The 20,361-nt window shown below is 67.9% G+C and carries 20 protein-coding genes; 13 read left to right on the top strand and 7 right to left on the bottom strand.

Annotated features, from left to right (window positions below; genetic code table 11):
• The first annotated feature begins 24 nt into the window (after positions 1-24).
• Entirely contained in the window at positions 25-768 is a 744-nt protein-coding gene (locus ACZ50N_RS14810) for a DUF4333 domain-containing protein (protein WP_236728590.1), read from the top strand.
• A gap of 2 nt (positions 769-770) precedes the next feature.
• Here ACZ50N_RS14810 and ACZ50N_RS14805 read toward each other — a convergent pair whose 3' ends face one another.
• Positions 771-1,472 carry a FadR/GntR family transcriptional regulator gene (locus ACZ50N_RS14805; RefSeq protein ID WP_464473169.1) on the bottom strand — a complete coding sequence of 234 codons (702 nt, stop codon included), beginning with the start codon at positions 1,470-1,472 and terminating at the stop codon, positions 771-773.
• A gap of 154 nt (positions 1,473-1,626) precedes the next feature.
• Here ACZ50N_RS14805 and ACZ50N_RS14800 point away from each other — a divergent pair, with 154 nt between their 5' ends.
• Positions 1,627-2,139, top strand: coding sequence for a gluconokinase (locus ACZ50N_RS14800; RefSeq protein WP_111512651.1), 513 nt, complete (start codon positions 1,627-1,629; stop codon positions 2,137-2,139).
• A complete protein-coding gene (locus ACZ50N_RS14795; protein WP_464473168.1) occupies positions 2,139-3,560 on the top strand; it encodes a GntP family permease in 1,422 nt (473 codons plus the stop codon). The genes ACZ50N_RS14800 and ACZ50N_RS14795 overlap by 1 nt, the downstream gene beginning before the upstream one ends.
• Before the next feature lie 13 nt (positions 3,561-3,573).
• Here ACZ50N_RS14795 and ACZ50N_RS14790 read toward each other — a convergent pair whose 3' ends face one another.
• Together ACZ50N_RS14790 and ACZ50N_RS14785 are read right to left on the bottom strand one after the other, a co-directional pair.
• A complete protein-coding gene (locus ACZ50N_RS14790; protein ID WP_464467892.1) occupies positions 3,574-4,062 on the bottom strand; it encodes an RDD family protein in 489 nt (162 codons plus the stop codon).
• A gap of 75 nt (positions 4,063-4,137) precedes the next feature.
• Entirely contained in the window at positions 4,138-5,025 is an 888-nt protein-coding gene (locus ACZ50N_RS14785) for a DoxX family protein (RefSeq protein WP_048422742.1), read from the bottom strand.
• 70 nt (positions 5,026-5,095) lie between these two features.
• Here ACZ50N_RS14785 and xylB point away from each other — a divergent pair, with 70 nt between their 5' ends.
• Positions 5,096-6,490, top strand: coding sequence for a xylulokinase (gene xylB / locus ACZ50N_RS14780; protein WP_048422702.1), 1,395 nt, complete (start codon positions 5,096-5,098; stop codon positions 6,488-6,490).
• A 4-nt stretch (positions 6,491-6,494) separates the two neighbouring features.
• Here the strand turns inward: xylB and ACZ50N_RS14775 are convergent, their stop codons facing one another.
• On the bottom strand, positions 6,495-7,421 hold the full coding sequence (locus tag ACZ50N_RS14775; protein ID WP_046365621.1) for a LysR family transcriptional regulator: 927 nt from the start codon (positions 7,419-7,421) through the stop codon (positions 6,495-6,497).
• A 35-nt stretch (positions 7,422-7,456) separates the two neighbouring features.
• Between ACZ50N_RS14775 and ACZ50N_RS14770 the strand changes: the two genes are divergently transcribed.
• Positions 7,457-8,947 (top strand): FGGY-family carbohydrate kinase, encoded by a 1,491-nt coding sequence (locus ACZ50N_RS14770; protein ID WP_464473167.1) that lies wholly within the window; start codon positions 7,457-7,459, stop codon positions 8,945-8,947.
• 6 nt (positions 8,948-8,953) lie between these two features.
• Here ACZ50N_RS14770 and ACZ50N_RS14765 read toward each other — a convergent pair whose 3' ends face one another.
• Both ACZ50N_RS14765 and ACZ50N_RS14760 read right to left on the bottom strand, forming a co-directional pair.
• A complete protein-coding gene (locus tag ACZ50N_RS14765) occupies positions 8,954-9,709 on the bottom strand; it encodes an SDR family NAD(P)-dependent oxidoreductase (RefSeq protein ID WP_464475650.1) in 756 nt (251 codons plus the stop codon).
• Positions 9,710-9,741: 32 nt separating this feature from the next.
• Positions 9,742-10,785 (bottom strand): sugar-binding transcriptional regulator, encoded by a 1,044-nt coding sequence (locus ACZ50N_RS14760; RefSeq protein ID WP_464473166.1) that lies wholly within the window; start codon positions 10,783-10,785, stop codon positions 9,742-9,744.
• 116 nt (positions 10,786-10,901) lie between these two features.
• On the opposite strand from ACZ50N_RS14760, the gene eltD reads away from it, so the two are divergent.
• The 8 genes from eltD (at position 10,902) to ACZ50N_RS14720 (ending at position 19,748) form a co-directional block, all read left to right on the top strand.
• Positions 10,902-11,990, top strand: a complete 1,089-nt coding sequence (eltD, locus tag ACZ50N_RS14755) for an erythritol/L-threitol dehyrogenase (RefSeq protein WP_464473165.1) — start codon at positions 10,902-10,904, stop codon at positions 11,988-11,990.
• Positions 11,991-12,054: 64 nt separating this feature from the next.
• On the top strand, positions 12,055-13,434 hold the full coding sequence (locus ACZ50N_RS14750) for an extracellular solute-binding protein (protein ID WP_162231996.1): 1,380 nt from the start codon (positions 12,055-12,057) through the stop codon (positions 13,432-13,434).
• 14 nt (positions 13,435-13,448) lie between these two features.
• Positions 13,449-14,405 (top strand): carbohydrate ABC transporter permease, encoded by a 957-nt coding sequence (locus ACZ50N_RS14745; protein ID WP_464473164.1) that lies wholly within the window; start codon positions 13,449-13,451, stop codon positions 14,403-14,405.
• A 6-nt stretch (positions 14,406-14,411) separates the two neighbouring features.
• The gene (locus ACZ50N_RS14740; RefSeq protein WP_046365626.1) at positions 14,412-15,293 is read left to right on the top strand and encodes a carbohydrate ABC transporter permease; all 882 of its coding nucleotides are present in this window, start codon (positions 14,412-14,414) and stop codon (positions 15,291-15,293) included.
• Complete coding sequence (locus ACZ50N_RS14735) at positions 15,293-16,399, top strand: ABC transporter ATP-binding protein (RefSeq protein ID WP_046365627.1); 1,107 nt, start codon at positions 15,293-15,295, stop codon at positions 16,397-16,399. The genes ACZ50N_RS14740 and ACZ50N_RS14735 overlap by 1 nt, the downstream gene beginning before the upstream one ends.
• Positions 16,396-17,523 carry an ABC transporter ATP-binding protein gene (locus ACZ50N_RS14730; RefSeq protein WP_133413798.1) on the top strand — a complete coding sequence of 376 codons (1,128 nt, stop codon included), beginning with the start codon at positions 16,396-16,398 and terminating at the stop codon, positions 17,521-17,523. Before ACZ50N_RS14735 ends, ACZ50N_RS14730 begins: the two co-directional genes overlap by 4 nt.
• A complete protein-coding gene (gene derK, locus ACZ50N_RS14725) occupies positions 17,520-19,271 on the top strand; it encodes a D-erythrulose 4-kinase (protein WP_464473163.1) in 1,752 nt (583 codons plus the stop codon). The genes ACZ50N_RS14730 and derK overlap by 4 nt, the downstream gene beginning before the upstream one ends.
• A gap of 6 nt (positions 19,272-19,277) precedes the next feature.
• On the top strand, positions 19,278-19,748 hold the full coding sequence (locus ACZ50N_RS14720) for a ribose-5-phosphate isomerase (RefSeq protein ID WP_046365630.1): 471 nt from the start codon (positions 19,278-19,280) through the stop codon (positions 19,746-19,748).
• A 1-nt stretch (position 19,749) separates the two neighbouring features.
• Here ACZ50N_RS14720 and ACZ50N_RS14715 read toward each other — a convergent pair whose 3' ends face one another.
• Positions 19,750-20,340, bottom strand: coding sequence for a TetR-like C-terminal domain-containing protein (locus tag ACZ50N_RS14715; protein WP_464473162.1), 591 nt, complete (start codon positions 20,338-20,340; stop codon positions 19,750-19,752).
• Positions 20,341-20,361 lie beyond the last annotated feature (21 nt).

Genomic DNA, 20,361 nt, shown 5'->3' with positions numbered 1-20,361 from the left:
CGTCCCCACCACCGTGGGTCGGGGGTGACGGGCAAGCACATGGCCAAGCTGATCGGGGTGGTCGTCGAGCTGGCTGTCGGTTGCAGCGTCCTCCTGGCGTGCAGCTCGCCGGTGAGTTCCGATGCAATTCCCGCAGTGGCGCCGGAGGATCTGCAGGCCGACATCGCCGCGCGGCTGGCCACGGCCGGGGAGAAGCCGCAGTCGGTGGTCTGCAAGGACCCGTTGATCGGTGAGGTCGGGCAGTCTGCGCGGTGCGACGTGACGATGGGCCCCACCAACAGCTTCGAGCCGGTCGTCACCGTGACCGACATCGACGGCGCGTCCATCGTCTACGAGATGATTCCCGCGCTGTCCCGACCGCAACTCGAACGTGCGGTGGCGCGGCTGGTGTCGAGTCCACCGGAGGCGGTGGCGTGCCTGGCGGGGCTGCCGGGTCGTACCGGCGCGGAGGCGCAGTGCGATGTGACGTCCGGCGGCCCCCCGCTCCGCCGGACGGCGACGGTGACGAGTGTGCGCGGGCTGACGATGACCTTCGATGTGTTACCGCTGCTGACGAAGGCGGAGCTGGAGGCGTCGCTGCTCGATGAACTCACCGGCCGAGTCAACAGGCGACCCGACTCCGCGCTGTGTACCGGCAACCTGGAAGGCAGGGTCGGCAACACCGTGGACTGCACCGTGGTGTCGGGTGCGGAGCGCGCCGAGCTCGTCCTCACGGTGACCGAGGTGGACGGCACCAAGATCGACTACTCCTACGCGCCGCGCCGGTGAGGTCAGTCCTCCGGCGCGACCGCTGAGGCGGCCTCGTCGATGATCGCCCGCATCGCCTTCTCCGCAACGTCGGCGTCGCCCAGTCGGACCGCGCGCGCCACCTCGTCGTGGAGTGCGATCGCCGCGGGGTTGGGGGTCGCGGGCATCATGCCGTGATGCGTGCGGCCGGCGAGCACCTCGGCGACCACGTCATAGAGGGCGCGGAACATCTCGTTGCCGCTGGCCTCCAGCAGCGTGCGGTGAAAGACTTTGTCGGCCAACAGGTATGACTCGAGATCGCCGGACCGTCCGTGCATCACCATGTCGGAGACGGCCGCAGCCATGATGCGGCACTGGTGTGAATCGGCACGGTGCGCGGCCAGTGCGGCGGCCGCCGGCTCGAATCCACGCCGCAGTTCTGACAGTGAGGCCAGCTGCCTGGCGCGATCGTCGGAGTCGAGGCGCCATCGGATCAGCCGCGGATCGAAGACGTTCCAGGCGGTGGCCGGCTGGATCGTGATGCCCACGCGACGTCGGGAGGCCACCATGCCCATGGATTCGAGAACACGGATGGCTTCCCGGGCGACGCTGCGCGACACCCGATAGCGGGCGCAGACGCCGTCGAGGGTCACCACGTCGCCGGCGGCGTGAGTGCCTGCCACGATCGCCATGCCCAGAGCGGTCAGCACGCTGCCGTGGAGCGCGGCAGACGGCGTCTCGGTCACCGATTGATCCTGTCATATGCGGGTCGAACATCGAATAAACGGTGCAATATCGTCACCGTCTTGCAATCGTATGCCTATTGAGGCATGGTGTGTGACGGCAAGCACAGCAGGGAAATCGGGACGCGGTGGTCGGCCCCGGCAGGAGGAGGACGAGGTGGCAGCACCCGTGGTGGTCATGGGCGTATCGGGCTCGGGGAAATCGACGGTCGGTGCCGCACTGGCACAGCGGCTGCGGGTGCCGTTCGCCGATGCCGACGACTTCCATCCGGCCGCGAACATCGCCAAGATGACCGCCGGCCACCCCCTGGATGACGATGACCGCTATCCCTGGTTGGAGGCCATCGGCGACTGGTTGGCCCAGCGCTGTGACACCGGTGGTGTCATGAGTTGCTCGGCCCTCAAGCGCACCTACCGGGAGCAGCTGCGGCGACACTGCGCGGGAGTGCTGTTCCTGCACCTCGAAGGGACGCCGGATGTCATCGCCCGCAGGCAGGCGAGCCGGCCGGGTCATTTCATGCCCGCGTCTCTGTTGGCCTCGCAGTTCGCGACCCTCGAACCGTTGGCCGCCGACGAGCCGGGCACCACCATCGACGTCGATCAGAGCATCGACTCGATCATCGACACCTATTGCGATACAACCGGTCTCGCCATCGAACAGGAGAAGTGATGAATTCGTCCGTGCTCACCGTCCTCGCGGCGGACACCGAGCTACCGGAACCGGTGGCGTCGGGCTGGCAACTGGTGCTCGCGGCGCTGGTCGGTATCGCGCTGATCGTGGTGCTGATCACTGTGGCGAAGCTGCACCCGTTCCTGTCGCTGATCTTCGGCGCGCTGGCCGTCGGGATCGTCGCCGGCATGAACGTCGGCGACGTCCTCGAATCGTTCTCCGACGGATTCGGCACCACGGCAGCAGGTGTCGGCATCCTGATCGCGCTCGGCGCGATGTTCGCCAAACTGCTCGCCGACTCCGGGGGAGCCGACGAGATCGTCGACACCATCGTCGGCCGCGCCTCGCCGCGGGCGCTGCCCTGGGCGATGGCCGTGGTCGGCGCGATCATCGGTCTTCCGATGTTCTTCGAGATCGGCGTCGTGCTGCTGATGCCGGTCATCTATCTGGTGGCCAAGCGTTCGGGCCTCTCACTGATCACCATCGGAATCCCGGCTCTGGCAGGACTTTCCGCCATGCACGGGCTCGTCCCGCCGCATCCGGGTCCGCTCACCGCGATCGACCTGCTCGGTGCCGATCTCGGCGTGACGCTGGCCCTGGGTGTGGCGGTGGCGATTCCGACGGTCATCGTCGCCGGCCCGCTGTTCGGGAAGCTGGCGGGCCGCTGGGTCGTCATCGACATCCCGGACCGCTTCACCGCCGACGACCTCCGTGGCGATGGGGGTGGCACGCAGGCTGTCACACAACGCACCCGCCCGAGCTTCGGCATCACCATCTTCTCGGTGTTGCTGCCGGTCGCGCTGATGATGGGCAAGGCCCTGGTCGACATCTTCATCGACGACGAGAACAACGTGCTCCGGCAGACGTTCGACATCCTGGGTCGTCCGCTCATGGCGCTGCTGATCGCCGTCATCGTGGGAATCTTCACGCTCGGCCGGGGTGCCAGGATGACCCGCGATCAGATCGTGAAGTGCGTCGAATCGTCGCTGCCGCCGGTCGCCGGCATCATCCTCATCGTCGCCGCGGGCGGCGGCTTCAAACAGCTGCTCGTCGACACCGGCATCGGGACGTTGCTCGCCGACTGGGCCAAGGGCGCCAACGTCTCGGTGATCCTGCTGGCGTGGACTCTGGCCGTACTCATCCGGCTCGCGACAGGCTCGGCCACCGTGGCCACCATCACCGCATCGTCGCTGATGCTCGGGCTGGTCGAGGGTATGAGCACCGGCGAGGTGTCGTTGGTCGTGCTCGCCGTGGGCGCGGGTTCGCTGTTCTTCTCCCACGTCAACGACGCCGGCTTCTGGCTCATCAAGGAGTTCTTCGGCATGAGCGTCGGACAGACCATCAAGAGCTGGTCGGTGATGGAGACGGTCCTGTCGGTGACGGGTCTGATCCTGGTGCTGCTGCTCGGGATCGTCATCTGATCCCTGGCGAACGTCAGGCTTTGAGCACCTGGGTGCCGCCGGCGAGCTCGTCGTGCTTGCCCTGCTTGGTCGGGCTGCTGTTGATCGTCACCGCGATCACGACGATCGCCACCACACCGAGCAGCCCGCCGATGAACGGGATGATCGGCAGTAGCGTCCAGGAGTTGCGGATGGCGGACTGCGCAGCGGTCGGTTTCGGTGCGCCGCCGGGGCCGTGAACCCGCAGACCCAGCACTTTCTTGCCCGGGGTCCAGCCCTGCGTCACCTCGAACGCGACGTAGTAGATGAAGCTCAGTGCGCCGGTGAACAGCCCGGTGATCCAGACGTTCGACGTCGCGCCGATCGCGAACACGATGATGCTGCCCACGATGCCGACGATCAGACCGTCGATGAACCGTGCGGCGAACCGCACGCCGAGGCCGCCGGGCTGGGCGCCCCCGGGTGGCGGATAGGAACCCGGGTAGCCGTACTGGCCGGACTGCGGGGGATAGTCGCTGCTCATCGGTGCTCCTTCTCGCGGCGGCTGGCTACGAGATTCACCGTACCGATCAATGCACCCCGGCGGGCGGCTTCAAGATCAGCGGAGCTGCTTGCGGCGCTTCTTCACCTCGGAGCCTGCGGTGTCGGCCAATTCAGCGGCCCGCTCGCGGGCGATCTCGGCCGAACGCTGGGCGCGCTCGCGAGCGGCGTCCGCGAGGTCCGGCGCGCGATCCCGGGCCGCGTCGGCGAACTCCTCGCCACGCTTGCGGGCCAGCACAGCCCACTCGCCGCCGCGTTCCCGAGCGACCTCGGCGAGTTCGCCGCCGCGTTCGCGTGCGACCTCGGCGAGTTCGCCGCCGCGTTCGCGGGCGACCTCGGCCAGCTCGCCCCCGCGTTCCCGCGCGATGTGCGCGAACTCGCGACCGCGCTCGGCGCCTGCCTGCAGACCGTGGCCCACCTTCTCGGCCAACTCGCTGTCGGCCAGTGAGCCGCCCGCGGCTGCGCCGACGGGAAGTGCGGCCGTCACGGCGTCGGCGGCCTTACGTGCCGCGCGCCGGCCACGCCAGCCCAGCGAAGGCTTCCCCTCGGTGTCGACGGCCGCGATGATGAGGCCGCCGATGAGGCTGATGTCGGTGACGAACGCGCGCCGCTCCTCGGCCTTGCGCTGCGGGTCGGTCTGATTCCAGAAGTTGTGGCCGCCCAGGGATCCCGGCACCACGGTCAGGGCCAGCGCCGCCGATGCGACGCGGGGGAGCTTGCCCGTCGCGAGCAGGAGACCGCCGCCGATCTGGACGGCCGCGTTGATGCGGGCCACCGTCTCGGCGTCAGACGGCAGATTGGTGCTGACCGGATCGGGCAACTTGCTGAGTCCGTCGAGGGTGTTCTGGGTGGATTGAGCTGCGGGTTTGGGGCTTCGCAAGGCCTCCACCCCGCGGGAGATGAACACGGCGGACAGCATGGGGCGCGCGACGCGACGGATCAACATGCGGGTCATGTTCCCACGCGGTTGGGCGACCAAACCCGACGGGTCGCCGCGTCGGGGTAGCTTCTCAGGCGTGCCACTCGTCGCGGGAATCGACTCGTCCACCCAGTCGTGCAAGGTGCTGATCTGTGATGCCGAGACCGGCCGACAGGTGCGTTCGGCGGCGAGTCCACACCCGGGCGGCACAGAGGTGGCGCCGGCGCACTGGTGGGAGGCCCTGACGGCGGCGGTCGACGAGCTCGGCGGCATCGATGACGTCGCCGCCGTGTCGGTCGGTGCGCAGCAACACGGCATGGTGTGCCTGGACCAATCCGGTGACGTCGTCCGGGACGCACTGCTGTGGAACGACACCCGCTCTGCCGGGGCGGCGGCTGACCTCGTCGACGAACTCGGCGGTCCGGACGGGTGGGCGCGGCGCACCGGCGTCGTGCCGGTCGCAGCGATCACCGCCACGAAATTGCGGTGGCTGGCCGATCACGAACCGACCCATGCCGATGCGACCGCTGCGGTCTGCCTACCGCACGACTGGTTGACGTGGCGGCTGTCCGGCTCGGCCGACATCGGCGACCTGACCACGGATCGCAGCGATGCCAGTGGCACCGGATACTTCTCGGCGGCAACGGATTCCTACGACGTCGAGTTGCTCGAGTTGGCGCTGCGAGGGCGCCGCCCGGCGCTGCCGACCGTCGTCGATCCCGCCGGTTCGGCGTTGCAGACCGCCCACGGCGCGCTGCTGGGGGCCGGAGCGGGCGACAACGCGGCAGCGGCCCTGGGCCTGGGTGCCGGACCGGGCGACTGTGTGGTCTCCCTGGGCACCTCGGGTGTGGTCAGTGCGGTCGGGTCGACCGCTCCGTGTGACCCCGAGGGCATCGTCGCGGGGTTCGCCGATGCGACGGGACGGCAGCTGCCCCTGGTCTGCACGTTGAACGGAGCACCCGTGCTCGCCGCTGTGGCGCGCATGCTCGGTGTCGACTTCGACGAGTTCGACAGGCTCGCGCTCAGCGCTGCCGTGGGGGCCGACGGGGTGACGCTGGTGCCGTACTTCGACGGGGAGCGCTCGCCCAACCTGCCCGATGCCGCCGGCGCTCTGCACGGCATCACCACGCGAAACCTGAACTCAGCGAACATCGCCCGGGCGTCTGTGGAGGGACTGCTGGCGTCGATGGCCTACTGCATCGACAAGATCCGCGCGCACGGCGTCGCGGTCGACCGCATCATCCTGATCGGCGGCGGGGCCCGCTCCGCGGCGGTCCGGCAGGTGGCGCCGGCAGTGCTCGGCGCGCCCGTCCACGTCCCCGCGCCTGCCGAGTACGTCGCGCTCGGCGCCGCACGCCAGGCGGCCTGGGCGCTCGCGGGCGGGAAGAATCCGCCGTCGTGGTCCCTGGCGGACACCACCGTGTTCGAGGCAGATCCCACCCCCGAGGTCCTCGATCGCTACCGGTCGGCCGAACAGTTGACCTTCCGCTGACGCCTCAGCCGGGCCGTGCCGCCTCGGGCCGGGGCCATCCTGGCCGCGGCAGGGGAGGGCCGGGCGGTGGTCGCATCGCGTCCAGCACGGCCCGCAGCGGGGGCCAGTCCGCGCGACCGATCCTGGTCACGGCATACGCGGTGAGAACGACGTCGGGGTCGGTCAGGGGTAGCACCGTGACTCCCGCCGCGGTGGGGCGTTCGATCGGCAGCAGTCCCACGCCGTAGCCCGCGGTGATGAGTTCCTCCACCAGATCCAGGCTGTCGATCTGATGGGCGATGCGCGGGGTGAACCCGGATAGCGAGGCCAGGGTGCGGACGGCGTCCTCGTCGGCGGTGTTGCGGGAGTTGACGATCCACGTCTGCGCGGCGTAGTCGCCGAGCGCGGTGGAGGTGCGGCCGGTGTCCGTCGGCACCCCCAGGCCCCAGCGGATGGACCACAGCGGCACCGTCTCCAGCAACGGTCCGGGTGAGGCCGGGGCGAGGTTGTAGTCGTAGGTCAGTGCCAGGTCGAGATCGTCGGCGGTCAGCAGCCGAAATGCCTCCACCGGCTCGTACTCGCTGATGACGAAGTCGACCTGCGGCAGCCGTGTCCGGAAGTCGGTGACGATCGGCAGCAGCGACACCCGGATTCCGGTGGCGAACCCGCCGATGCGGACGGTGCCTGCGGGATCGGCATCGGCGTCCAGATCCAACCGAGCGCGGTCGACGGCCGCGAGGATGGTCACCGCGTGATCGGCCAGCCGGCGCCCGGCCGGGGTGAGGCGCACCCGCCGGCCTTCCGGTTCGATCAGCTGGACCCCGGTTTCCCGCGTGAGGGCGGCGATCTGCGCCGACACCGTGGAGGTGGTGAGGTGGTGTTCGTCGGCCACCGCCCGCATAGAACCCAGGCGCGACAACGCGAGCAGGAGCTGCAGTCTGCGGAAGTCCACGCCAGCGATTGTGCTCCTCCACGTAGGGTTGGGCCGTGGACACGCTGCTCGGCATCGACATGGGAACAGGGAGCACCAAGGGTGTTCTGGTCGACAGCTCGGGCACCGTGCTCGCCACAGAGACCATCAGCCACGGGATGGACCTGCCGCGGCCGGGCTGGGCCGAGGTCGACGCCGAGGCGGTGTGGTGGCGCGAGGTGTGCGCGATCAGCACCGCGCTGATGGCGCGCCAACCCGCGGGCGCGACCCTGGCCGGGGTGTGCGTCAGCGGAGTCGGTCCGTGCCTGGTGCTCTGCGACGCGGGTCTGCGGCCGCTTCGCCCGGCCATCCTCTACGGCATCGACACCCGCGCTCACGCCGAAATCACCTCGCTGACAGCGGAACTGGGTGAGTCGGCAATTCTCGAGCGCGCCGGTACGCTGCTGTCGAGTCAAGCTGTCGGGCCGAAGATCGAATGGGTGCGCAACCACGAGCCGCAGGTGTTCGACGCCGCCGCGGGCTGGTACGGCTCCAATTCCTATATCGCTGCGAAGCTCACCGGCGAATACGTGATGGACCACCACACCGCGAGTCAGTGCGATCCGCTCTACGCCACCCGGGATTTCACGTGGAACAAGGACTGGGCGGAGCGGATCTGCGGGCACCTGCCGCTGCCGTCGCTGGTGTGGCCGAGCGATGTCGTCGGTCAGGTGAGCGTCGAGGCCGCCCGCGAGACCGGGCTGCCGGCGGGCGTGCCGGTCGCCGCGGGCACCGTCGACGCGTACTCGGAGGCCTTCTCGGTCGGGGTGCGCCGGCCCGGCGACCAGATGCTGATGTACGGGTCGACGATGTTCCTCGTTCAGGTGATCGACGAGTACCACAGCGATCCCACGCTCTGGACCACCACGGGCGTCGACCCTCACACACTGGCGCTGGCGGCCGGCACGTCGACAGCGGGCACGATGATCAACTGGCTGCAATCACTCACGGGGAAGCCGTCTTTCGAGGAGCTCACCGCCGAGGCGCTGGCGGTGCCCGCAGGTAGCGAGGGCCTGCTGATGCTGCCGTACCTCGCGGGTGAGCGCACCCCGGTGTTCGATCCGAACGCCCGCGGTGTCCTCGCCGGCCTCACGCTGCGGCACGGGCGCGGGCATCTGTTCCGGGCGGCCTATGAAGGCATCGCCTTCGGCATCCGGCAGATCCTCGAGCGATTCGACGACGCCCACGAGGCGAGCCGCACCGTCGCGGTCGGTGGCGGCTTGAAGAGTCCGGTGTGGGCGCAGGCGATCAGCGATGTGACCGGCCGTTCGCAGCTGGTGCCAGCGCAGGCCATCGGCGCGAGCTACGGTGACGCGCTGCTGGCCGGTATCGGGGTGGGGCTGCTGCCCGCCGACACGGACTGGGCGACGATCGAGCGCGAGATCACGCCTGACCCGCGCAACCGGGAACGCTACGAGGAACTCTTCGCCACCTGGGCGCAGCTGTACCCCGCGACCCGCGAGCAGGTGCACCGGCTGGCGGCCGCAGACTCCTACTCGGCCGATTGAGCCGGCTCAGCCCATCGTGTAGCCGCCGTCGATCGGGAGGTCGACGCCGTTGACCATGCTCGCCGCGTCCGAGCACAGCCACACGACTGCATCGGACACCTCGTGCGGGACCGCGAAGCGCCCTAGCGGGATTCGGGCGATCATCGGCGCGGCCTTGGCTTCCTCACCCCAGACCCGCTGACCCATCTCGGTCAGTACCACCGTCGGGCACACCGAATTCGCTCGGATGCCGTGCGGCCCGAGTTCCTGGGCCAGGACCTTGGTCGCCATCACCAGACCGGCCTTGGACGCACAGTAGGCGTAGTGCTCCGGTAGCGGGGCCAGCGCCGCGGCGGAGGCGACGGTGACGATGGCGCCGCCCGTGCCCTGGTCGACCATCGCCGCGCCGACCTGCGCGGCCAGCAGCGCGGGAGCCCGCAGGTTCACGGCGAGGGTGGCGTCGAAGTTCTCCGCGGTGGTGCCGACGACGGGTTCGGGTAGCGAGATCCCCGCGTTGTTGACCAGGATGTCGAGGCCCCCGAAGGCCTCGGATGCCGCGGTGGCCAACGCCATCGGTCCGTCAGAATCGGCGAGATCGACGACAGCAGAATGCACTTCGGTGCCGAATTCGTCGCCCAGGGCCTGTCTGGCCTGCGCCAGTTCGGTCTCGTCGCGCCCGCTCAACACCAGGCGGGCGCCCGCGGCGGCGAACGCACGCGCGATGTCGGCGCCGATGCCCTTGGTGGCGCCGGTGATGAGTGCGCGTTTGCCGTCGAGCCGCATCACCCCGGAGTATCTCTTCTCGGTGGTGCTGGTCACGAAACCTCCTGTTGTGCAGCGTTATCGGTGGCCATCAGCAGGGCTTCGGCGGTGGCGGGATCGGTGACGAGCCGGTTGAAGTAGCCGCCGCGGGCGCCGGCGGTGATGGATTCGAGCTTGTCCTTGCCGATCGCCACCGCGATGGTGACGGGGATGTGGCGCAGCGTCTCCAATTCCAGCGCGATGAGGCGTTCCGCTCCGTCGAAATCGACGGGGGCGCCGTTGCGGTCGTAGAAGCGTGAGCACACGTCGCCCACGGCGGAACGCAGCGACGTCGAGCCTGTGGGCACGAACTGGGGGATGTCCGAGCGGGTCAGCGGTGGGGCGCCGACCCCCATCAGCGCGCACCGGGCATGTGGCCACTGGTGGAGCACGCGCTGGATGCTCGGGTCCTCCACCAGGGAGTCGTAGAGCGCGGGTCCCGGCAGCGCCGGTGCGAACAGGTAGTTCGCGCGTCCGCCGACGCGGTTGGCGACCAACCGGGTGATCTCGTTGGTCTGGTACCACTCGTAGGGCTGGTCGTTGCCGCCGACGGTGGGCGCCACCACGACGCCGGGCAGTGAGGTCAGTTCGTGCTGGGCCAGCTCGTAGACCGTGCGGCCGGACGACACCAGCAGCACGTCGCCCGGGAGCAACCCTGCCTCAGCCAGTGCCCGGGCCGTCGCCGGCGCGAGTACCCGGCCCATGATGTCGACGACGCTGCGGCCGGGCCCGGGTGTGGGCAGGGGTGGCGACAGGTACACGGTGTTCAAATTCAGCGCCCGGGCTACCCGGTCGGCCAGTTCGGTAGGGCGGACATCGGCCGGTGGGACCACCTCGATACGTACCACCCCTTGACGTTTCGCTTCGGCGAGGAGCCTGCTGACCGTCGCTCGACTGGTGCCCAGCTTCTCGGCGATCTCGGCTTGAGTGGCCTCGTCCTCGTAGTAGAGCCGCGCCGCGGTGTAGAGCAGGGTGGGGGAGAAGTGACTGCTCTCGGTATCGGGCGCGACACCATCCGATTTCGCGGATGAGGCGGCGGGCACGGACGGCCGAGGCATGCGCAGAAGTATGACACCGAACGCGTGTCCTGGAAAGAATTTCACTGAACAGATGTTCTGGACAAATGTGCACCGGCTCGCTACTGTGACTCCGACCACAGAGGGAGGAACTCAGGATGTCCGCTCAGATCCCCGAGAAAATGCAGGCAGTCGTCTGCCACGGGCCCCACGACTACCGGCTGGAGGAGGTGGCGGTTCCGCAGCGCGGCCCCGGCGAGGTGCTCGTGAAAGTCGAAGCGGTCGGCATCTGCGCCAGCGACCTGAAGTGCTACCACGGCGCGGCCAAGTTCTGGGGCGACGAGAACCGGCCCGCCTGGGCGGAGACCATGGTGATCCCCGGACACGAATTCGTCGGTCGCGTCGTCGATCTCGACGACGCCGCCGCCTCCCGCTGGGGTATCGCAGTCGGTGACCGGGTGGTCTCCGAGCAGATCGTGCCGTGCTGGGAATGCCGGTTCTGCAAGCGCGGTCAGTACCACATGTGTCAGCCGCATGACCTGTACGGCTTCAAGCGCCGCACCCCGGGCGCGATGGCCAGCTACATGGTGTATCCCGTGGAAGCGCTGGTGCACAAGGTGTCCGCTGATGTCGCACCGCACCACGCCGCGTTCGCCGAACCGCTGTCGTGCTCGCTGCACGCGGTGGAACGCGCGCAGATCCTGTTCGAGGACGTGGTGGTGGTCGCCGGCTGCGGGCCCATCGGCCTGGGGATGGTCGCCGGTGCCCGCGCCAAGAACCCGATGCACGTCATCGCACTCGACATGGCGCCCGAGAAGCTCGAGCTCGCCAAGCTCTGCGGTGCCGACATCACGATCAACATCGCCGAGCAGGACGCGGTGGCGATCGTCAAAGAGCTCACCGACGGCTACGGCGCAGACGTCTACCTGGAGGGCACCGGACATCCGTCGGCAGTTCCGCAGGGGCTCAACCTGTTACGCAAACTCGGCCGGTACGTCGAATACGGCGTCTTCGGCAGCGACGTGACCGTCGACTGGAGCATCATCAGCGACGACAAGGAACTCGACGTGCTCGGCGCACATCTGGGCCCGTACTGCTGGCCCGCGGCGATCAAGATGATCGAGTCGGGCGTGCTGCCCATGGATCGGATCTGCACCCACCAGCTTCCGTTGACCGAGTTCCAGCAGGGGCTCGACCTCGTCGCCAGTGGCAAGGAATCGGTCAAGGTCTCCCTGATCCCCGCCTGAGATAAGGACCCTGATGAGCTTGTTCTCGAATGCCCCCATGGGGCAGCAGTTCTCGCGTAGGAAGATGCTCGCTGCCCTCGGTGTGGCCGGTGCCGCGGCAGCCAGCGTGCCGGTGCTGAGTTCGTGCGGGGTCGGCGGCAAGGCGAGTATGCCCAATGGCGCCGACGCGGTGACCGGTGGGTTCGACTGGCGCAAGGCGGCCGGCTCGACCATCAACATCCTGCAGACCCCGCACCCCTACCAGCTGTCGTATCAGCCGCTGCTCAAGGAGTTCACCGAGTTGACGGGCATCAACGTCAACGTGGACCTCGTGCCCGAGGCGGACTACTTCACCAAGCTCAACACCGAACTGGCCGGCGGCTCCGGCAAGCACGACGCGTTCATGCTCGGCGCGTATTTCATCTGGCAGTACGGACCGCCCGGGTGGATCGAGGATCTCAACCCATGGCTGGCCAACAGTGCGGCCACCAACGCCGAGTACGACTTCGAGGACATCTTCGACGGCCTGCGCACCTCGACGCGGTGGGATTTTCAACTGGGCCAGCCGCTGGGAACCGGTGGGCAGTGGGCGATCCCGTGGGGCTTCGAGAACAACGTGGTTGCCTACAACAAGCGCATCTTCGACGAGAAGGGCATCACGCGGCTGCCCGACAACCTCGACGATTTCATCCAACTGGCCATCGACCTGACCGATCGTTCGCAGAACCGCTACGGCATCTCCACCCGCGGTTCGAAGTCGTGGGCGACCATCCACCCCGGTTTCATGACGCAATACAGCCGCGAAGGTGCCGTCGACTACACGTGGAACGGCTCGGAGCTCATCGCCGAGATGGACAGCGACAAGGCGATCGAGTTCACCAAGAAGTGGATTGCGATGCAGCACGAGGCGGGCCCGACGTCGTGGACCACCTACGACTATCCCAACGCCACCGGCGATCTCGGTGACGGCAAGGCGATGATGGTGTTCGACGCCGACAGCGCCACCTACCCGAAGAACAAGCCGGGTGCGAGCAAGGAGGCCGGCAACATCGCGTGGTACGCCGGTCCGGCGGGTCCGGACGGCAACTACAAGACCAACCTGTGGACGTGGAGCTGGGCGATGAGCGCGAACTCGCGCAACAAGCTGCCGGCCTGGTTGTTCATCCAGTGGGCCACGGGCAAGGAGTCGATGAACAAGGCGGTCGAGGGCGGCACGTATGCCGACCCGGTCCGGAAGTCGGTGTTCGACACCACCTTCAAGCGGGTCGCCGCGGATCAGTTCGGATATCTGGAGGCGTTCGAGACAGTGATCGGGCAGTCCAAGATCCAGTTCACCCCGCAGAAGAAGTTCTTCGACACCACCCAGAACTGGGCGGTGGCGTTGCAGGACATCTACGGCGGTGAAGACGCGGCGTCCCGGTTGCGCAGCCTCGCCAAGACCAACACGTCCAAGGTCAACCTCTAGGAGCTCTGGCATCGATGACGACTCAGACATCCAAGGCGCCTGCGGCGTCGCCACGACCGGACGCTGCCGGCGGTGGCCGTAAGCTCCCGGAAGTGCCGACGTGGCGGCGCAAGTTCCGCCCCTACCTGCTCTCGATCCCCGCCCTGGTGATCGTGATCGGCATCCTCTACCCGTTCGCCGTGGGGGCGTACTACGCCTTCCTCAACTATGCCGCGGTCAACCCGAACCCCCACTTCATCTGGTTCGACAACTTCGCCTCTGTCCTCGGTGACCGGGTGTTCTGGCAGAGCGTCAAGGTCACCGCGATCTTCGCGATCGCCGCGACCGCGGTCGAAACGGTGCTCGGCGTCGGGCTGGCCCTGCTGCTCAACCGCTCCAGCATCATCGGCAAGATCTTCGAGAAGGTCCTGATCCTGCCGCTGATGATCGCCCCGGTGATCGCGGGCGTGATCTGGAAGCTGATGTTCAACCCGCAGTTCGGCATCCTTAATCACGTTCTGGGCCTGGGTAACACGTTCGACTGGCTTTCGGCGAACAACGCCCTGTTCTCGGTGATCCTGGTCAACGTGTGGATCTTCACCCCGTTCGTGGCGATCCTGGTCCTCGCGGGGATCCGCTCGCTGCCCAAGGAGCCCTTCGAGGCATCAGATGTCGACGGGGCCAACTGGTTCTACATGTTCCGCAAGCTGATGCTGCCCATGCTGTGGCCCTACATCCTGGTCGCGGTCATCTTCCGGTTCATGGACAACCTCAAGGTGTTCGACCACATCTTCGTGCTGACCGCGGGCGGCCCCGGTGTGGCGACCCGCACCCTGCAGATCGGCGCCTTCGAGGATTCGATCATCAACCTGGACTACTCCCGCGGCAGCACCTACATGCTGCTGCTGTGGATCATCGTGTTCATCACCGCGCGCTACCTGGTGAGCGTGCTCGGAAAAGCGCAGCGCCGCGCTGCCGGAGCGGAGTCGTAGAAGATCATGGCCCTCAACCTCTCCCGAGCCGAATTGCAACCCGGTCAGCGGCGCTGGTCCATCGGCGCCGTCGCCGCCGACGTCGGTCTGATCATCTGGTTCGTCTTCTCGCTGTTCCCGATCTTCTGGATGCTGATGCTGGCACTGAAGAACGCCGAACAGCAGACCACGACGTATTTCTCGTTCAGCCCGACGTGGTCGAATTTCGCCACGGTGGTGTCCGACAAGGGCACCCAGATGACGAGCGTCGACTTCAAGGCCTCCCTGCTGACCAGCCTGCTCAACTGTGGCGGTGCGGTGATCGTGTCACTGGTCATCGGTATCCCGGCCGCCTACGCCGCCGGACGCTGGCAGTACCGCGGCAGTAACGACCTGATGTTCCAGATGTTGTCGTTCCGGTTCGCTCCCGAACTGATGGTGATCGTGCCGCTGTTCGTGATCTACAACCAGATCGGCCTCTTCGACACCAAGGTCGGGATGATCTGGGTGCTGCAGCTGGTCACCATGCCGCTGGTGGTCTGGATTCTGCGGTCCTATTTCCAGGATCTGCCCGAGGATCTCGAGCAGGCCGCGCTTCTCGACGGCTACACCCGCCGGCGAGCGTTCGTGATGGTGGCGCTGCCGATCGTGCGGCCCGGTATCGCCGCCGCGGCGCTGCTGGCGTTCATCTTCGCCTGGAACAACTACGTGTTCCCGCTGATCCTGGCTGACAGCAACGCCGGTACGGTGACCGTCGCCATCACCAAGTTCCTCGGCGGCGGCGGCCAGGCGTACTACAACCTCACGGCCGCCGCGGCGTTGATCGCCGCGCTGCCACCACTCGTCCTCGCGCTGACCATTCAGCGGTACCTGGTGCGGGGCCTGTCATTCGGGGCGGTGAAAGCCTGATGGCCACAGTCAAGGTCACCGATATCTGCAAGACCTACGGCAAGGATGTCCGCGCAGTAGACGGCATCTCTCTCGACATCGCCGACGGCGAGTTCTTCGTGATCCTGGGCCCCAGTGGCGCCGGCAAGACGACCACGTTGAAGTCGATCGCCGGCTTGGTCGACGTCGACTCGGGGTCGGTGTCCATCGGCGGGGTCGACATGACCGCGGTGGAGCCGTATCACCGCAACGTCGCGATGGCGTTCGAGAGCTATGCGCTGTATCCGCAGAAGACCGTCGCCGAGAATCTGGCGTCGCCGCTGAAATCGGGCCGCACGGGCAAGTATTCGGAGTCCGAGCGCGCCAAGCGGATCGATCAGGTCACCACGACGTTGGGCATCGACCACCTGAAGAACCGGCTCCCCCGGGAACTGTCGAACGGTCAGCGGCAACGTGTGGCGCTGGGCCGTGTGCTGGTCCGCCCGGCCGACGTGTACTTGCTCGACGAGCCGCTGAGCCATCTCGACGCCAAGCTGCGCGCGTCCATGCGCGCTGAGCTCAAGCAGCTCGGCGCGATGTCGAACACCACGACGATCTACGTCACGCACGACTACCAGGAGGCGCTTGCGCTGGGTGACCGGATCGCGGTGATGCGCGAAGGCCGGCTCATGCAGATCGGGACGCCCGAGGAGATCTGGCGCCGGCCCGCTGACACATTCGTCGCGCGGGCCCTGGGTCAGCCCGAGATCAACCTGCTCGACGGTGTCGTCGACGACGGTCGCATCCGGTTGGGTGACGGTTCCCTCGACGTGCCGGTGCCTGCCGACGTGCGCTGCGAACGCGGCACCCGGGTGCGAGTCGGCCTGCGCCCCAGCGATATTCACGTGACCAGCCGGGAGGGGTCGCTGCGCGGCCGCGTTATGCTGGCCGAACGGCTCGGCCGCAACATCGAGCTGACCGTCGACGTGGGCGGGGCGCAGCTGATCGCGCTCACCTCCGGACGTCACGGTGTCGGGGAGGGGGACGAGGTCACGATGCGCATCGCCGAGTCCGACGTGCATGTGTTCGCCCCGGGCGACGGGGACACCAGCCGGTTCAGTGATCAGACCCTGGAGGCAGTGCAGTGAGCGTCGCGACCAATGACACCGCTCGGCAGAGCGCGCAGAGCCTGACCCTGCGCGACCTGGTCAAGACCTACTCGTCGCGGGGCCGCGATGCGGTGACCGCGGTCAAGGGCATCGACCTCGACATCCGGCCGGGGGAGTTGGTGGCCTTGCTCGGCCCGTCGGGCTGCGGGAAGACCACGACGTTGCGGATGATCGCCGGACTCGAGACGGTCACCAGCGGTTCGATCAAGATCGGCGAGCGCGAGATCTCCCAGCTGCCGGCCGCCAAGCGCGGGATCGGCGTCGGCTTCGAGAGCTACGCGCTGTATCCGCCGCTGTCGGTGCGCGACAACCTGCTGTACGGGCTGAAGGCGCGCAAGGTCAAGGGCGCCGAGAAGATGGTCGAGTCGATCAGCGATCGGCTCGAGATGAACGATCTGCTGTCACTGCGGCCGGCCAGCCTGTCCAGTGGACAGAAGCAGCGCGTCGCGTTGGCCCGTGCCCTGGTGCGCAATCCTCCGGTGCTGCTTCTGGACGAGCCGTTGAGCCACCTCGACGCGTCCGCCCGCAACCGGGTGCGCCGCGAACTCAAGGTGCTGCAGCGCGAATTCGGCTACACGACGATCGTCGTCACCCACGACCAGGTGGAGGCGCTGTCACTGGCGGATCGGCTCGCTGTGATGGACGGTGGCGTTGTCCAGCAGTTCGGCACGCCCGACGAGGTGTTCGACGATCCGGCCAACCTGTTCGTTGCCGGCTTCGTCGGAGAGCCCGCGATCAATGTGCTGCCCGGTGTGGCGCGGGTGCGTGACGGCCGTGTTCACGTCGAGATCGGTTCCGGCGTGGGGTCTCTGGCGACATCGGCCACCACTGTCGCTGATGGCACCGCGGTCACGGTCGGCGTCCGTCCGCAGGACTGCGCGCTCTCCGATCGGGGAGACGAGGGGCTCGCGGCCACCGTCGCCTACTTCGAGCACCTGCTGGAGTTCGGCCTGGCGACCACGACGGTGGCGGGTATCGAGGACGGTATCGTGGTGCAGACCCCGGCCGAACAGAGCCATGAACCCGAGCAACAGGTCTCGGTGACCGCGCCGGCCGAACGGGTCTACCTGTTCGATGCCGAGACCGGAGAGCGACTGCGATGACGAAGCTCTACAACGACCCTGCCCGATTCACCGAGGACATGCTGATCGGATTCCTCGACGCCAACGCCCGTTACGTCGCCGGAGTGCCGGGTGGTGTGGTGCGCGCCCACCGGACCCGCCCGGGCAAGGTCGCGGTCGTCATCGGCGGAGGATCGGGTCACTACCCGGCGTTCTGCGGAACCGTCGGCGTCGGATTCGCCGACGGCGCCGTCGTCGGCAACATCTTCACCTCGCCGTCGGCGGAGGAGGCCGCATCGGTGGCGCGGGCCGCGCACGGTGATGCCGGCGTGCTGCTGACCACCGGCAACTATGCCGGAGACGTGATGAACTTCGGCCTCGCCGTGACGCAGCTGCGGGCCGAGGGCATCGACGCCGAGTATTTCGCCGTGACCGACGACATCGCCAGCGCGCCGAAGGGCGAGGAGGCGAAAAGACGCGGCATCGCAGGCGATTTCACGGTGTTCAAGTGTGCCAGCGCGGCCGCCGAAGAGGGACTCGATCTCGCCGGCGTGGTCCGGGTCGCCGAGGCGTCGAACGCGGCGACCCGCACGCTCGGTGTGGCGTTCGACGGCTGCACGATGCCCGGCGCCGACCACCCGCTGTTCACGGTGCCCGAGGGCAAGATGGGCGTCGGCTTGGGCATCCACGGCGAACCGGGGGTCGCCGACGAACCGATGCCGACCGCCGAGGCGCTCGCTGAAACACTCGTCGATGGCGTGCTGGCCGATCGTCCCGACGCGACATCGAAGCGGATCGCGGTGATCCTCAACGGCTTGGGCCGCACCAAATACGAAGAGCTGTTCGTGGTCTGGGGCACGGTGGCCCGCCTGCTGAAAGAACGCGGCTTCGAGATCGTCGAACCCGAGGTCGGCGAACTCGTCACCAGCCTCGACATGGCGGGCTGTTCGCTGACCGTGATGTGGCTCGACGAGGATCTGGAACGCTACTGGACCGCTCCGGCTGATTCCCCGGCTTACCGCAAGGGTGCGCCGGCCGACTCAGCGACCACCGGGGAACGCCGCAGTGCGCAGGAACTCGAGGCCGGTTCGGCGGCGCCTGCGCTGAACGAGCTCGCCGACGACGACGGACGCCGTGGCGCGGAGGTGGTCCTGCGGGCGCTGACCGCGATGGCCGGTGTGCTCGCCGATGCGGAGGACGAACTCGGGCGCATCGACGCGGTCGCCGGGGACGGCGACCACGGCAGGGGCATGGTGAAGGGCTCGTCTGCGGCCTGTTCGGCAGCGCAGCGGGCGGTCGACGCGGGCGCTGGTCAGGGATCGGTGCTCGCAGAGGCGGGCAAGGAGTGGGCGGCCAAGGCCGGCGGCACGTCCGGGGTGCTGTGGGGTGCGCTGCTGTCCGCCCTCGGTGCTCGTCTGGGAGACACCGGTCGGCCCGACGGAGACGCGGTCTCCGGCGGAATGCGCGACGGTTACGACGCGTTGGTCTCTCTCGGTGGCGCAGCACCCGGCGACAAGACGATGCTCGACGCCCTCCTCCCGTTCGTCGACGACTTCGAGCGACGGGTTTCAGACGGGACGCCGTGGCAAGCGGCGTGGCAGGAAGCCGCCGCTGTCGCGACAGAGGCGGCGCAGGCTACGGCCGACATGCGACCCAAGGTGGGTCGGGCCCGTCCGTTGGCAGAGCGCAGCGTCGGTACTCCCGACGCGGGTGCGACGTCACTGGCCATGTGCCTGCGTACTGTCGCCGACACGCTGAATTCGACTCGCACAACAGCGAAAGGGGAGTGACCCGCGATGGCAGGGCTCCGCATCGTCGTCGGCTCTGATGACGCCGGCTTCGACTACAAGGAAGCACTCAAGAAAGATCTACAGGCCGACGAGCGGGTGGCCGACGTCACCGATGTCGGGGTGGGTGCGGACGAGAACACCGCCTACCCTCACGTCGCGGTCGCTGCGGCGCGCATGATCGCTGAGGGAAAGGCCGATCGCGCGCTACTGGTCTGCGGAACCGGCCTCGGGGTCGCGATCAGCGCCAACAAGGTGCCGGGCATCCGCGCCGTCACTGCGCACGACAGCTTCTCGGTGGAGCGCTCGGTGCTCTCGAACAACGCCCAGGTGCTGTGTTTCGGCCAGCGGGTGATCGGTCTGGAACTCGCCCGCCGGCTCGCCAAGGACTGGCTGGGCTACGAGTTCGACCCGCAGAGCGCCTCGGCCGACAAGGTGGACGCGATCTGTTCGTACGAGCCGGCGCAAGCCACCAGCTGAGTCAGCTCGGTTTCACCAGCGGCAGGAACACGTCGTCGACGATCTCGGTGATGGTGTCCTGCGGTACGGCAGCCATGGTCATGAACAGCTCGTGGCGCAGCAGATCGGCCGGTAGGTTGAGCACGCGTGGCGGCGGAAGCGTCGCCAATTCGCCCCGTGCGACGGCACGTTCGGCGATCTGGCTCATGATGCTGGGCCCGTCGGGCACGAACAGGGCACGTAGTTTCGCCGGTGACCCGCCTGCCTCGTCGTAGTAGGCGCCCAGCAGTGCGGCGAACAATCCCATCGTGCCCGCCCGGCGGGCGTTGAAGTCGGTGAGGACCGCCAGCACGTCGCCGCGCAGCGTGCCGGTGTCGGGGACATCGATGACGTCGATCTCGCCGCGGCGCCGGATCACGGCTTCGAGAAGCGCGAGCCGCGTCGGCCAGCGGCGGTAGAGCACCGAGCGTGCCGATGCCGACCGGGCAGCCACCGCGTCGATCGTGAAGCCCGCATAGCCGGCGTCGAGGAGTTGCTCCCAGCCTGCGTCGAGGATGGCGGAGTCCAGTTCAGCCCCGCGGCGTCGATGAGCGGAGACACCTTTAGAGGACACTTGCGTAGCTTAACGCACGCC

The organism is Mycolicibacterium obuense (assembly GCF_055397605.1).
Note: the sequence above shows the minus strand (reverse complement) of the source record. Positions and strands in the feature narration are given on the sequence as shown.

Bases quoted from the DNA above. Each gene is read 5' to 3' on its own strand.
- ACZ50N_RS14795 (WP_464473168.1), top strand. From the start codon at position 2,139: ATGAATTCGTCCGTGCTCACCGTCCTCGCGGCGGACACCGAGCTACCG.
- ACZ50N_RS14790 (WP_464467892.1), bottom strand. From the start codon at position 4,062: ATGAGCAGCGACTATCCCCCGCAGTCCGGCCAGTACGGCTACCCGGGT.
- ACZ50N_RS14785 (WP_048422742.1), bottom strand. From the start codon at position 5,025: ATGTTGATCCGTCGCGTCGCGCGCCCCATGCTGTCCGCCGTGTTCATC.
- ACZ50N_RS14765 (WP_464475650.1), bottom strand. From the start codon at position 9,709: ATGCGGCTCGACGGCAAACGCGCACTCATCACCGGCGCCACCAAGGGC.
- ACZ50N_RS14760 (WP_464473166.1), bottom strand. From the start codon at position 10,785: ATGCCTCGGCCGTCCGTGCCCGCCGCCTCATCCGCGAAATCGGATGGT.
- eltD (WP_464473165.1), top strand. From the start codon at position 10,902: ATGTCCGCTCAGATCCCCGAGAAAATGCAGGCAGTCGTCTGCCACGGG.
- ACZ50N_RS14750 (WP_162231996.1), top strand. From the start codon at position 12,055: ATGCTCGCTGCCCTCGGTGTGGCCGGTGCCGCGGCAGCCAGCGTGCCG.
- ACZ50N_RS14745 (WP_464473164.1), top strand. From the start codon at position 13,449: ATGACGACTCAGACATCCAAGGCGCCTGCGGCGTCGCCACGACCGGAC.
- ACZ50N_RS14740 (WP_046365626.1), top strand. From the start codon at position 14,412: ATGGCCCTCAACCTCTCCCGAGCCGAATTGCAACCCGGTCAGCGGCGC.
- ACZ50N_RS14735 (WP_046365627.1), top strand. From the start codon at position 15,293: ATGGCCACAGTCAAGGTCACCGATATCTGCAAGACCTACGGCAAGGAT.
- derK (WP_464473163.1), top strand. From the start codon at position 17,520: ATGACGAAGCTCTACAACGACCCTGCCCGATTCACCGAGGACATGCTG.
- ACZ50N_RS14720 (WP_046365630.1), top strand. From the start codon at position 19,278: ATGGCAGGGCTCCGCATCGTCGTCGGCTCTGATGACGCCGGCTTCGAC.